The organism is Colwellia maritima (genome assembly GCF_022669015.1).
Classification (GTDB): Bacteria; Pseudomonadota; Gammaproteobacteria; order Enterobacterales; family Alteromonadaceae; genus Colwellia; species Colwellia maritima.
The window spans coordinates 299,927-314,227 of sequence record NZ_JAKKSL010000003.1 but is presented as its reverse complement, the minus strand read 5'-3'; the positions used below and the strand labels follow the sequence as shown (position 1 = coordinate 314,227).

The 14,301-nt window shown below is 37.6% G+C and carries 9 protein-coding genes and 1 pseudogene; 7 read left to right on the top strand and 3 right to left on the bottom strand.

The genetic code is table 11. The annotated features are described in order from the left end of the window. The first annotated feature begins 54 nt into the window (after nucleotides 1-54). From L3081_RS17305 to L3081_RS17295, 3 genes are read left to right on the top strand one after another with little or no spacing between them, the layout of a single operon-like run. Entirely contained in the window at nucleotides 55-1,839 is a 1,785-nt protein-coding gene (locus L3081_RS17305; protein WP_242287290.1) for an assimilatory sulfite reductase (NADPH) flavoprotein subunit, read from the top strand. Beyond that, nucleotides 1,839-3,584, top strand: coding sequence for an assimilatory sulfite reductase (NADPH) hemoprotein subunit (gene cysI / locus L3081_RS17300; protein ID WP_242287289.1), 1,746 nt, complete (start codon nucleotides 1,839-1,841; stop codon nucleotides 3,582-3,584). Before L3081_RS17305 ends, cysI begins: the two co-directional genes overlap by 1 nt. Further along, entirely contained in the window at nucleotides 3,577-4,389 is an 813-nt protein-coding gene (locus tag L3081_RS17295; protein ID WP_420839761.1) for a phosphoadenylyl-sulfate reductase, read from the top strand. The genes cysI and L3081_RS17295 overlap by 8 nt, the downstream gene beginning before the upstream one ends. A gap of 92 nt (nucleotides 4,390-4,481) precedes the next feature. Here the strand turns inward: L3081_RS17295 and L3081_RS17290 are convergent, their stop codons facing one another. Further along, nucleotides 4,482-5,375, bottom strand: a complete 894-nt coding sequence (locus L3081_RS17290; protein WP_242287287.1) for a TIGR03899 family protein — start codon at nucleotides 5,373-5,375, stop codon at nucleotides 4,482-4,484. Between the two features lie 286 nt (nucleotides 5,376-5,661). Between L3081_RS17290 and L3081_RS28490 the strand changes: the two genes are divergently transcribed. Further along, nucleotides 5,662-5,976: a PleD family two-component system response regulator gene (locus tag L3081_RS28490; RefSeq protein WP_338027382.1), complete on the top strand. Its 315-nt coding sequence runs from the start codon at nucleotides 5,662-5,664 to the stop codon at nucleotides 5,974-5,976. Then, entirely contained in the window at nucleotides 5,960-7,891 is a 1,932-nt protein-coding gene (locus L3081_RS17285; protein ID WP_338027381.1) for an EAL domain-containing protein, read from the top strand. The genes L3081_RS28490 and L3081_RS17285 overlap by 17 nt, the downstream gene beginning before the upstream one ends. Before the next feature lie 159 nt (nucleotides 7,892-8,050). Here L3081_RS17285 and L3081_RS17280 read toward each other — a convergent pair whose 3' ends face one another. After that, nucleotides 8,051-9,202, bottom strand: a complete 1,152-nt coding sequence (locus L3081_RS17280) for an MFS transporter (RefSeq protein ID WP_242287286.1) — start codon at nucleotides 9,200-9,202, stop codon at nucleotides 8,051-8,053. A 322-nt stretch (nucleotides 9,203-9,524) separates the two neighbouring features. Between L3081_RS17280 and fadB the strand changes: the two genes are divergently transcribed. Both fadB and fadA read left to right on the top strand, forming a co-directional pair. Further along, nucleotides 9,525-11,696, top strand: a complete 2,172-nt coding sequence (fadB, locus tag L3081_RS17275; protein WP_242287285.1) for a fatty acid oxidation complex subunit alpha FadB — start codon at nucleotides 9,525-9,527, stop codon at nucleotides 11,694-11,696. 15 nt (nucleotides 11,697-11,711) lie between these two features. Continuing rightward, a pseudogene (gene fadA, locus L3081_RS17270) lies at nucleotides 11,712-12,873 on the top strand (acetyl-CoA C-acyltransferase FadA). A 360-nt stretch (nucleotides 12,874-13,233) separates the two neighbouring features. Here the strand turns inward: fadA and L3081_RS17265 are convergent. Then, entirely contained in the window at nucleotides 13,234-14,151 is a 918-nt protein-coding gene (locus tag L3081_RS17265; protein ID WP_242287284.1) for a manganese-dependent inorganic pyrophosphatase, read from the bottom strand. Between the last annotated feature and the right edge of the window lie 150 nt (nucleotides 14,152-14,301).

The window sequence follows — 14,301 nt, the reverse complement described above, 5'->3', positions numbered from 1 at the left end:
TGCCACAAGAGCAGCTATCTTTACAGCAAACTTCAAATACATCGTCAAGTTCACTTGACGCAAACCAAACTTGGTTTATTACAGCAAATAACCTCAAGCTATTCGTCGTTGCAACTTGCGTGGGCAAGTGGTTATCTTGCGGCAAAAAGTGAATCAGGGCAAAGTGTTCCTATATCTACTGCACCTATGGCCGTAGTTGCTAAAACATTAACCATTTTATATGCATCACAAACAGGTAATGCGAAAGGTGTTGCAAAGCAATTAGAGCAAAGTGCTAAAGCAGCAGGCATTACAGTCAATTTTAAAAATGTTGCTGACTATAAAGTAAAATCATTAAAATCAGAAACACATTTATTGATAGTTTCCAGTACGAATGGCGAAGGCGAGCCACCAGATGATGCGCTTATATTCCATGAGTTTTTATTCAGTAAAAAAGCGCCTAAGCTACCTGAATTAAGTTATAGCGTATTAGCTTTAGGTGACAGCAGTTATGAGTTTTTCTGTCAAACAGGTAAAGATTTTGATGAGCGCTTAAAAGCGTTAGGTGCAAAACAGATTGCTCCACGTATTGATTGTGACCTTGACTATGACAGTGAAACATTAAGCCGGACTGAGTCAATGGTTAAGGCATTAAAAGATGAGTTAACTCAACAAGATGCCGGAATGGCTACTGTGATTGATTTACCTGTTACTAGTAATGGTTCAGAGGTAAGTCAGTATACTAAACAAAATCCATTAACGGCTGAATTCTCTGTGAGTCAAAAAATTACGGGTAGAGATTCAGCAAAAGATGTACGTCATATAGAAATAGACCTTGGTGATTCTGGCCTTACATATCAAGCAGGCGATGCCTTGGGGGTATGGTTTGAAAATGATGTGGTTTTAGCCGAGGAATTACTGAGCACACTTAATTTTACAGGTGATGAAGACATCTCATTAAAAGTAAATGGAGAGCAACAAACATTCAATTTAAAAGATGCCTTGATTAGCCAATTAGAAATTACACAAACGGCACCGACGTTTATTGAATTTTGGGCAAATCAGTCAGGTAATGAAAATCTAGTTAAGATTGCTTCAGACAAAAATGCTAGCCGTGAGTTTGCAGCTAATCATCAAATTATTGATATTATAAAGCAAGCTCCGGCAGCGGTTGAAGCACAACCTTTCGTTGATGCACTACGTAAAATAACGCCTCGTTTGTATTCTATTGCTTCTGCACAAGCTGAAGTGGAAGAAGAAGTTCACTTAACCTTAGGTGTTGTGAGTTATGAAGTTGATGGTCAGCAACGTTTTGGTGGTGCATCAAGTTATTTAGCGCATCGTCTTGAAGAAGGACAAGCGGTTAAAGTGTTTATTGAACATAATGACAACTTCCGTCTACCCGTAAATAATGATACCCCTGTCATTATGATTGGTCCGGGTACAGGTATTGCTCCGTTTAGAGCTTTTATGCAACAGCGTGAAGCCGACGAAGCAACCGGCGATAATTGGGTATTTTTTGGTGATCAAACCTTCACCCAAGATTTTCTCTATCAAGTTGAGTGGCAAGCTTACCTTAAATCAGGTTTGTTAACTCGACTAGACTTAGCTTTCTCAAGAGATCAAGCTGAAAAAATATATGTACAAGACAGGTTAAAAGAAAATTCAGCTGAAGTGTTTAGTTGGTTAGAGCGTGGTGCTCATGTGTATGTCTGTGGTGATATGAGTCGCATGGCAAAAGATGTAGAAGCAACATTGATAGATATTATTGCCACTGAAGGCAAGTTATCAGCAGAGCAAGCACAAGAGTATTTAAAAGATTTACGTAACGCTAAGCGTTATCAGAAGGATGTTTATTAATGAGCACAAGTAATAATTCTGAACAAGTTATCGCACCGGGTCCTATCATTGTTGAAGGTAAGTTGCATGATAACGAACGTCTTAAGACAGAAAGTAACTTCTTACGTGGAACGATAGCTAAAGATTTACAAGATCAAACCACAGGTGGTATGACAGGTGATAATTTCCAATTAATCCGTTTTCATGGCATGTATCAACAAGATGATCGTGATATTCGCGCTGAACGTGCAAAGCAAAAGTTAGAGCCGTTGCATACCTTAATGCTTCGTGCACGTTTACCTGGCGGCATTATTACACCTAAACAATGGTTAGGCGTAGATAAATGGGCGACTGAACATACTATGTTTGGTAGTGTTCGTTTAACAACGCGTCAAACATTTCAGTATCATGGTATTTTAAAGCCGAACATTAAAACCGTTCATAAAGCCTTAAATAGTATTGGAATTGATAGTATTGGCACTGCGTCAGATATGAACAGAAACGTGTTATGTACTGCTAACCCGTATCAGTCTGAAGTACATCAAGAAGCATATGAATGGGCAAAGAAAATTAGCGAACATTTTATGCCTAGAACGCGTGGGTATGCTGAAGTATGGTTAGATGCTGACAAGGTTGAAAGTACTGTTAAGCAAGAAGAGCCTATTTTAGGTAGTACTTATCTACCTCGTAAATTTAAAACCACGGTTGTTATTCCACCGCTTAACGATATTGATGTGCATGGTAACGACTTAAACTTTGTGGCTATTCAAGAAAACGGTAAATTAATCGGGTTTAATGTGTTAGTTGGTGGTGGGTTAGCGATGACTCATGGTGATAAAGCAACTTACCCTAGAAAGGCGGATGATTTTGGTTATATACCTGTTGATCAAACACTCGTTTTTGCAGAGGCCGTATTAACCACTCAACGAGATTGGGGAAATCGTGTTGACCGCAAAAATGCGAAAACAAAATATACCCTTGATCGCGTCGGTATTGATGTTTTTAAAGCCGAAGTTGAAAAACGTGCAGGAAGTAAGTTCGCTGAAAGCCGCCCTTATGAATTTACTGAACGCGGTGACCGAATTGGTTGGTCAGAAGGTATTGATGGCAAACACTATTTAGCGTTATTTATTGAAAATGGCCGTGTTAAAGACTTTCCAAATAAGCCATTAAAAACAGGTATGGCTGAATTAGCGAAAATTCATCAAGGTGATTTCCGTATTACCGCAAATCAAAACTTGATCGTGGCAGGCGTACCTACTGAGCAGAAAGCTGCAATCGAAGCCATTGCGATTAAATATGGCCTAATGGATGCAACCGTAACCAAACAACGTAAAGATTCTATGGCTTGTGTTGCATTGCCTACGTGTCCATTAGCAATGGCAGAAGCAGAGCGTTATTTACCTGGGTTAATTGATGATGTTGAAACAATTCTAGATAAAAATGGTTTGAAAGATGAGTCTATCATTTTACGCGTTACAGGTTGTCCTAATGGCTGTGGTCGAGCAATGTTGGCAGAAATGGGCTTAGTAGGTAAAGGTCCTGGTAAATACAACATGCATTTAGGTGGCAACTTAGCGGGTACAAGAATTCCTAAGCTTTATAAAGAAAACCTAGGCGAGCAAGACATCTTAAACGAAATAGATAACTTAAGTGCGCGTTGGGCTGCAGAACGAAATAAAGGCGAGGGGTTTGGTGATTTTACTATTCGTCTTGGCATTGTAAAAGAAGTAGTAATAAGCGTAAGAGACTTTCATGATGAATAATGCTTTAACGTTGAGCAAAGCAGGAGAGTTAGCTAAAGTGAGCCAAGAAGGTACTTTACTAAACAAAGAGAAAGCGCCAATTCAAAATCGCTTTCCGGCCTCTTTACCTAAACCTTGGCTTGAACAATGGAATGAATCTTTGGAGCAACAATCGCCCATTGAACGCATAGAATGGACTATGGAAAATTTACCTAGTCAGTTCGTATTATCGTCTAGCTTTGGTATTCAATCAGCCGTTATGCTGCACATGATGACACAAGTTGATGCGAATATTCCGGTATTGATAACCGATACTGGGCATTTATTTCCAGAAACTTATCGTTTCATTGAGCAGTTAACTGAACGATTAAAATTAAACTTACATGTTTATAGTGCAAAAGAAAGTGCCGCTTGGCAATTAGCTAAGTATGGAGAGCAATGGGCACAAGACGAGCAAGCACTCAAAGAATACAATCATAAAAATAAAGTAGAGCCTTTAGAACGTGGTTTGTCAGAGCTAAATTGTGGTACTTGGTTTTCAGGGGTTCGTCGTCAGCAAACTGAGCATAGGCAAGGCTTGCCTGTCGTTAGTATTTTACGTGGTCGTTTTAAAGTACACCCTATTATTGATTGGAGTAATAGAGATGTGCATCAATATCTAACACAACATAATTTACCTTATCATCCGTTGTGGGATGAAGGTTATGTGTCTGTTGGGGATGTTCACAGTACTAGACCATTAACGTTAGGTATGGACGAAAGTGAAACCCGTTTTGGTCCAGGGCAAAGAGAGTGTGGATTACATACAGATGGTGATGGAATTTAAGTGTAATTCCTCTCAACTAAATGATAATAAAGAAGATAATTTGTAATTCATAAATGTCTTCGTTTTATCGAAGGTTGTTATTTCATTACAGATCATTCGCTATCTTTTAGATCAAAATGATGAGTTAATTGTTGCTTTAATGTCGCGAAAAATTCATCATTTGGTTTCTCTGTAATTAAATTCGCCAACTCGGTACCTATAGGTGTGAATTTATAAAACTGTAATGCAATGTTATTGTTTTTACTGCTTAATTTCAGCGGCACATTATTATAATAAAACGTAAGTGTTTCACCCTTTGTCATAGCACTTGATTCGCTTTCTTGTTGAAAGATCAAATTGTTATCGGCTAAAGCTAATATGTCAGCATAATTCAAACCAAAATGACTTAGATTTACATATTGTTGCCTATCTTTATTGAGAAAATTAAATAGTCCTGGTTGTTGATAACTACCTGAAATAATACGAATATTTTTTTTACTATGATCTTTTACTGCTAAAGAGCAGGCCTTTGCCAACAACTTAGCGTCCGTAATACTCATATCACGAAAAACTTTTAATGCTTTAAGGGAATACAAACCTGGGCGTGATAGTTCACCCGCTAAAATTTTAGCCCATAAATCTTGCATGGTTTTGTTACTAACATTCTCCGCTAAAACTATATATCGGTTAAGCCAGTCTATATCTGGTCTTTTATCGATATCCTTGTGTTCGAAAAAGCTAAATGTTTTATCCATTATGGCTTCAATATTTTCTTGTTTACGTAATTTAGTTAATCTTTTTCGTTTATTACTACGATCTTCAAGGGGCATACGTTTTTCTATCGGTAGCAAAGGTGCTTCAACACCCAATAGTTGTGATATTTTAAAAAACTGTTTGTGCGTAGGAGATTCTGATTTTTTGTCTTGTTCTTCATTGGCTATTGGGAGATCTCGCGCATTGTCGTTAGTTTGGTCAATGACAATAGTCGTTGTTTTTTTTGTTTTCACCTTAATACCCCGAAGTAAATGTTTTCTTAATAATATCAATAGATAAGAATTAATCAAATAACATCTCATCACAATGTAATGATACCTCACCTGATATTTAATAAAGATAGGGCATAATTTTATTGTATGAGTTTATTGAAAATTGTCAAAGTGACTTTTATTATGTGAAAGAAATTAGTAAAAAAGTAGCAATAAGGCTTAGTTCGGTTATAGTTATATAATAAGTAAGCACAAAGTTATAAATTCAAATGTAATTGGCTGATAAAGCTAATCACTCGAGGATGGTATGCAAGTATCCGAAAATTCACATGATGACTTTCTATTCATTGATGATAGTGATGAAGAAGAAACGCCGGAATGCAGCGAGACAAAAACTTGGCAAGTACTGATTGTTGACGATGATCCTGAAATTCATTCAGTTACCCAACTCGCGCTGTCAGATTTAATTGTCCTAGGTCGACGCTTAGAGTATTTTCACGCCTACTCAGGCCAAGACGCTTGTCAAATTATAAACGATAACCCTGATATTGTTTTAGTACTACTTGATGTTGTGATGGAAACAGATGATCTTTGGGTTAAAAGTTGTGAAATACATACGTGAAGTATTAAATCGACAAGATATTCGCATTGTTTTAAGAACCGGCCAACCGGGTTATGCGCCAGAAGAGAGTGTGATTAAAGAATATGATATTAATGATTACAAAACAAAAACAGAGTTAACACGTAGAAAACTGGTAACGACTGTTTATGCTGCTATTCGTTCCTATCAGCAAATATCGACTGTCAATCAAAGTCGTTTGGGGTTAGAAAAAATTGTTTCCGGATCTTCTAGCTTACTTGAATTTCATTCAATTGCTAAATACACCCAAGGTGCATTAAAACAATTAGGCTCTCTTTTAGAGCAAGATGTTAATTGCTTATTTTGTGCAAGAGGGCAAGGGATTATAGAAAATGCAGATGATTTAAGTTTCTATATCATCGCGCAGCAAGGATTTTCTTCTCAGTTAGTTAATCAAAAGTTAGAAACGATTGAAGATAAACAAATAAGTGATCAAGTTAAATCATGTTTCACCCAAAAGTCGCATATTTATTGTGATGACTCGCTTTATTTCTATTTAGCGAGAGGAGGTTATCGTGCGGTTATTTATCTAACCCTAGCGCAATCTGTTAGTGATATACAAAAGCAGCTAGTTGAAGTGTTTTTAACTGGGATAGCGATTGGTTATGAGAATGTTCACTTGTTTCAAAAACTTAATAATGCTGCCTATAAAGACGTATTAACTAATTTACCAAATAGATTAGAGTTTGTGCGCATGCTTGAGACTTTTTCAAAAGATGGCCAAGATAATGCTGTTGCCGTATTGATTGATTTAAAACATTTTAGTGATATCAATGATGCCTTAGGGCAAGATGTGGGAAACCAACTGCTTAATGCTGTTTCTCAGCGTTTACAGCGCTTAAGTTGTAGCTGCAAAATAGCACGTGTTGGTGCGGATGTTTTTGGCGTTATTGGCTCTGATACCTGCCTTTCACCGACGTCGTTAAACGCTATTTTTGAACAACCGTTTACAGCGGGTGAACAAAATTTACCCATTAATGCTTGTTTTGGTTTTTGTAGTAAGGAGCATGCAAACAGTAGCGGTGTAAAAGTGTTAAACCAAATTAATATCGCTTTAAACCTCGCTAAGAAAAATAGTAGCACTCATTTTGCCTATTATAATCCTGAAATGGAGGATGAAACGCAATGGCGTTTGAATATGATTAGGCAATTACGTAATGACTTTGCTGAAAATCGTCTTGAGCTTTGGTATCAGCCTCAATTATCGTTAAGTTCAGGTAAGGTGATTGGTGCAGAAGCCTTGCTACGATGGCGTACAACAGACGGTAATTTTATTTCTCCGGCTGTTTTTATTCCGTTAGCAGAATACTCAGGGTTAATTATTGAAATTGGTGATTGGGTTGTCAATCAAGCTTGTTCGCAAATTAAAACCTTAGAAAAAAATGCTTTTAACGATGTGACCATTTCAGTTAATGTTTCAATCCCCCAATTTAGAAGCGGAAACTTTGTCGAGGCTGTCTTACATGCTATTCAAAAGCATGCAGTGTTACCTAGTAAATTAGAGTTAGAAATTACCGAAAGTATTTTAATGGATGAACCTCAAGTCGTAATAGATGCTTTAGTTGAATTAAAGAAAGTGGGTATTAGTATTGCCCTTGATGATTTTGGTACGGGTTTTTCATCAATGAGTTATTTACAAAAATTGCCGCTTGATCGTTTGAAAGTTGATCGTGCTTTTATCACTGATATAGCACAAGAAGGACAATCAATTATTGCTGAAACGATTATAAATTTAGGCAAAAAGATGAACTTAAAAGTTATCGCAGAAGGGATTGAAGAGCTCGATCAGCAAGCAAGATTAGTTGAACTTGGTTGTGACGAAGTACAAGGTTTCTATTACGCAAAACCTATGCCGGAAGAAGAATTTTTAAAATTTCTTGAACAAAAAAGGGATTAATACCAAGTCATAATGATATAACCAAGCCCCTCTCAGGTTTATAGATTATTATAAGGTAGAGAAGCTTGGCTTATTTTTTTAAGCACGATACCAGAAAACTTAATACCTGATGCCGTGATATAGGTTAAACCTAGCTCACTGATATGCGTGTTTCCATCCCTATCTTTTGGGTTTGTCTGGAATCAGCATGGCTAAACATAGTGAACATAAGGCAAAGCAAGCCCCGATATAAAAAACCCAAGCAGGTTTTAAAATCCAAAGCATACCAAGCAACGCAGGAATAATTACTGCCGCAATATGATTAATTGAAAAGCTTACGCCTGCACTAGCTGCGATATCTTCAGGTTGAGCTATTTTTTGGAAGTAGGTCTTAATAGCGATAGCTAGAGCGAAAAACAAATGATCAATAACATACAATGCGGCAGCAAGGTTCGCATCCTCGACTAAGCCATAACAAATAAAAATAATAATTAAGCCAATATATTCAAATCGTAATACTAAACGCTCACCAATAATGCCAATCAATTTGCCTACTTTGGCTGCAAATAACCAATTGAATACATAGTTAATAAGAAACAAGGCGCTGACATCGGCAACGCTATAGTGAAATTTTTCAACCATCAAAAAACCTGCAAACACGACAAAAATTTGTCTGCGTGCACCACTAAAAAACGTTAAGGCATAAAACAACCAATAACGTTTTCGCACTACTATCTTTTTTGTCTGCTCTGTCTTTTCTTTAAAATGCTGAAATGATAAGGCCAAAAATATAGTAAATAATAAACCTATACCACCAAACAGGGCATAAGTGAGTTGATATGACCAATTAAAATGCTCCATAAAAAGCCAAATGCTAGAAAAAGCTATTAATGAAGCTATTGATTTCACCGAGAGCATTTTTCCGAGGAAATGTGCGGTTTTGTCTTTATCAACCCATTGCAGCGTTAAAGATTGGCTAACCGTTTCATAATAATGAAAACCAACAGACATCAATACCGTAGTGAAATATAAGCCAACAATACTAGGAAAAAAACCTGTTAAAAATACCCCTAAACTCATCACTGCTAATGATATTAACGCGAGTCGTTGCTCTTTAATAAAAAGTAAAACATAAATTACCGTAAAGGCTAAAAAGCCAGGCACTTCACGCAAACTTTGTAATATTCCAATTTCAATACCGGTGAAATTGGCTTTTTCTATAACAAAATTGTTTAACAATACCATCCAAACAGAAAAAACTAAGGGCATAGTAAAAGCCATAGCAAGCAATAAATGTTCAGGCTGATTGAAGCGTTTAATGAATTTTATCATTAGTGTAATTTATACCGAAGGAAGAACGTAAGAGTGATGTATTTTACGGTAATTAACAATTTTTAACAAATCATACTTAGTCAATCACAAGAATTAGTAAATAATTAATTATTAGTTAAAACAGTTGTTTATATGGAATGCTCTGCAATTAATACAGTCAATTAAAACGCTTGTTTAAAAATATTTGCTATTCATCGTATTTCAAGGCACACTCAGTCAGCTATTATTAGTTATCCATGTGTTTTAGCGTAAATATATAGGCGCTAAAATTGAGATTAATCATCAAAACATCAACACCACTTTTAGGTGAAGGAGACAGAGTATGATATATCAAGGCAAGAGCCTTTCAGCCCAATTACTCGAAGACGGCATTGTAGAACTTAAGTTCGATGCTCAGGGATCAGTAAACAAATTTGATCAAGCAACTTTTGTAGAATATAAAGCAGTAGTTGCAGCCATAAACAACTGCAGCGATGCTAAAGGCGTTATGGTGACGTCTGGAAAATCAACGTTTATTGTTGGTGCCGACATCACTGAATTTTTAGTTTCATTTCAGCAGCCAGAAGAAACATTAGCCGCTTGGGCAAAAACAGCCACAGATGTGTTCGATTCATTTGAAGATATTCAATTACCTACAATCGCGGCTATTAATGGCATCGCATTAGGTGGTGGTTGTGAAATGACGTTGGTATGCGACTATCGTGTTGCTGATACTAATGCCAGTATTGGATTACCAGAAGTGCAATTAGGATTAATGCCTGGTTTTGGTGGAACGGTAAGACTCCCACGTATTATTGGTTTTGATAACGCAGCCACTTGGATGTCAACAGGTAAAACATTTAAACCCGAATCAGCTTTAGCACAAGGTTTGCTTGATGCCGTGGTTGCTCCTGAAAATTTACAAGCGGCAGCAATTAGTATGCTGAAATTGGCGATTGATGGAAAACTTGATTGGCGCGCTAAACGTCAACCTAAATTTGAAGCGCTAAAACTTTCTCAAACAGAATTTATTATGTCATCCAATACGTGTAAAGGCATGATTGCGGCTAAAGCAGGTAAACACTACCCTGCGCCGATGGTGATGATAGACACCTTGATTGCCGCTGCAGGTTTAGATCGTACGGGTGCAATGGCAACTGAAAATGCAGGTTTTGCAAAACTAGCAAAAACAGATGCGGCAACCGCACAAATTGGTTTGTTTATGGCAGACCAAGTTATTAAAGGCAAGGCTAAAAAGGCGAGTAAACAAGCAACTAAGGTTGTTAAAAAAGCCGCTGTATTAGGTGCCGGAATTATGGGTGGTGGTATTGCTTACCAATCCGCTTATAAAGGTACGCCGATCATTATGAAAGATATTAATGATCAGGCACTTGATTTAGGGTTAACAACTGCAACTGGTATTTTAGCTAAGCAAGTTGAACGCGGTCGTATGAGCGTGAAAAAAATGGCCGGTGTTTTAAATAATATTACACCAAGCTTAAGCTATGACAGCGTTAAAGATGTGGATATTGTTGTTGAAGCTGTTGTTGAAAACCCTAAAGTAAAAGGTATTGTGTTAGCAGAGGTTGAAGGCGTAATCAGCGAAGACGCTATTTTAACGTCTAACACTTCTACTATTTCTATTGATTTATTAGCGCAAAGTGTAAAACGTCCTCAAAATTTTTGTGGTATGCACTTTTTCAATCCAGTAAATAAAATGCCATTGGTTGAAGTTATTCGTGGTAAAGATACCTCAGATGAAACGGTAGCCTCAGTGGTTGCTTATGCAGCTAAAATGGGTAAATCACCTATTGTTGTTAATGACTGCCCCGGCTTTTATGTTAACCGTGTTTTATTCCCATACTTTGCAGGCTTTAGCCAATTAGTGCTTGAAGGTGCTGATTTCACTGCGATAGATAAAGTAATGGAAAAACAATTTGGTTGGCCAATGGGTCCGGCTTATTTGCTTGATGTTGTTGGTGTTGATACGGCTGACCATTGTACTGGTGTTATGTCAGCAGGCTTTCCTACGCGTATGAAAAAAATTGATAATGATCCCGTCAGTACTTTGTATGCTAATGAACGTTTTGGTCAGAAAAACGGCAAAGGCTTTTATGACCATATGAAAGACAAACGTGGTCGTCCAATGAAAGTGCCAAGACCTGTTGCTTATGAACTACTTGCTCCACATTGTGCAGACAAGAAAGACTTTACGACAGAAGAAATTATTGCTCGTATGATGATCCCTATGGTGAATGAAGTTGTTCGCTGTTTAGAAGAAGGTGTGGTTGATACCGCTGCTGAAGCTGATATGGGCTTAATCTATGGTGTTGGGTTCCCTCCATTTAGAGGTGGTGCAATTCGCTATTTAGAAACACTTGGCTTGGATAATTTTATCGCTATGGCTGATAAATATGCTGACTTAGGTGAAATTTATCATGTAACTGACGGCCTACGTGAAATGGCAAAATCAGGTAAATCTTACTTCACTACAGACGTTAAAACTAACGCTTAACCCAAGGAGAATAAAATGAACGAAGTTGTAATTGTAGACTGCATAAGAACTCCAATGGGGCGCTCAAAAGCCGGTGTTTTTCGTAATGTACGTGCTGAAGCATTGTCAGCGCACTTGATGCAGCAATTATTAAAACGTAACCCTGAATTAAATCCAGACGACATCGAAGATGTTATTTGGGGTTGTGTAAAACAAACTAAAGAACAAGGTTTTAACATTGCACGTAATGCATCATTACTCGGCCGGATTACCTAAATCTATCGGTGGTGTAACGATTAACCGTTTATGTGGTTCCTCAATGGAAGCCCTTCACCAAGCGTCAACCAGTATTATGTGTGGACAGGGTGATGTATTTTTGATTGGTGGTGTTGAGCATATGGGTCATGTACCTATGATGTATGACGTTGATTTCGACCCCGCATTGAATAAGCATATCGCTTTAGCATCTGGCAACATGGGGCTAACTGCAGAATTGTTAGGTAAACAACATGGCATTACACGTGAGATGCAAGATGCCTTTGGCGCGCGCTCTCATCAAAAAGCCTATGAAGCACAATTAAATGGTCGTTGGGACAATGAAATTGTTGCCACTCAAGGGCATGATGCATCTGGTGCTTTAACGTTAGTTGAGCATGATGAAGTTATTCGTCCTGAAACGACAGCTGAAAGTTTATCTGCGTTACGTCCAGTGTTTGATCCAGTAAATGGTACGGTAACCGCGGGAACTTCGTCTGCACTTTCTGATGGGGCTTCTGCCATGTTAGTTATGTCAGCAGCGAAAGCTAAAGCGTTAGGCTTAACGCCTCGTGCTAAAATTCGTGGTATGGGCGTTGCAGGTTGCGATCCATCAACGATGGGTTACGGTCCTGTACCTGCAACGAAGAAAGCATTAAAACGTGCCGGCTTATCTATTGAAGATATTGAGTTATTTGAATTTAATGAAGCTTTTGCAGCGCAAGCACTTTCTTGTGTAAGAGCATTAAAAGTTGAAGATAAAATGGATCAAATTAACTTAAATGGTGGGGCAATTGCCTTAGGACATCCACTAGGTTGTTCTGGCTCACGTATTTCAGGTACCCTAATTAACTTAATGGAAGGGGAAGATGTGAATCTTGGACTAGCTACTATGTGTATAGGATTAGGCCAAGGGATAGCAACTGTTTTCGAGCGAGTCTAATCTTTTTGCTGAAATTTTTTATTAACATCGTTAAAAGTACTCACAAATTCTTCGGGAAATAATTTGAACATCCGAAGGATGGCCTGAAAGGCGAAGTACAGGATGTACGGAGTAATGACTAACGTCAACTCCGTGCTTTCGCCTTGTTACTAAAGTTTTCATCTGTAATATTAGAACGCTTTTTGTTAGCTATTAAGCAACTTGGCTATGCATTTCTGTTCAGGAAAAAATATTCCATCCATTGTAGGGGTAATTTATTGCCCCATTATCGGACAGAAGCCCAACACTACATAGTGATATTAAACATAAAAAAAACAAAGAACTGCCGGTTTTTTTATAACTTCAATAAGAGAAGGGTGGTTAAGCAAAAGCATCTTGTAATGGTGGAACCACTTGTTTTTTACGACTAAGTACACCATCAAGCCAAACTTTACCATCAGTCGTTGCTTTACCAAAAGCTGTTTGGGTCAAGTTATCATTATCGCTAACAATAAGTAGCTCTGAGCCTTCTTTCATAATATCAGTTAACAATAACATAACAGTGTGACGGTTACCTTCGGCTTTTAATTTGGCAATGTCGGCTTCTAAATCTGCTTTCATGTCATCAAAGATGGCTAAATCAATCACTTCTAATTGACCAATACCAACAAGGTTGCCGTTCATATTAAAATCTTTAAAATCTCGTAATACGAGATCCCTGACAGGGGTTCCAACGACCGCTGATTTTACTTTAAACATTTCCATACCTAAATCAGTTGGATTCTCAATGCCGGCAATTTCAGCTAATGCTTCAACACATTTTATATCTGCGGTAGTACAGGTTGGCGATTTAAAAATAACAGTATCACTCAAAATTGCGCACATCATGGCACCGATATTTTTAGGGATCTCAACTTCATGAAAGTCATACATCATTTTTATAATAGTATTTGTACAACCAACTGGACGAACCCAAATTTCTAGTGGAGTTGAGTTAGTTATGTCACCTAATTTGTGATGGTCGATAATACCTAGTAGCGTTGCATCATCTAAGTCATCAGGTCCTTGCGTGCGTTCTGAGTGATCAACAATATAAAGGCTTTCACCAAGATAACTCGTTTTTAATATGGGTTGCTCAAAACCAAATTTATCAAGAATAAATAAGGTTTCAGGGCTGAGTTCGCCTAAACGGGCAGGTACAGTTTCTTCACCTAGGGTAGTTTTTAAATAGGATAACGCGATAGCTGAACAGATAGAATCTGAATCAGGTATCTTGTGACCCACAGCATAATGTGGCATATGATAGCTCTCTTAAAATTTCATTTTAAATATTGGCATTATTCTAACAAAGTCTACTTTATTTGGGTATAAGATTGGTTATAAAACATATTTTGGATCACGTGAAATGATTAAAGCATATGCACACGTATTAAATTATATTTAATTTAG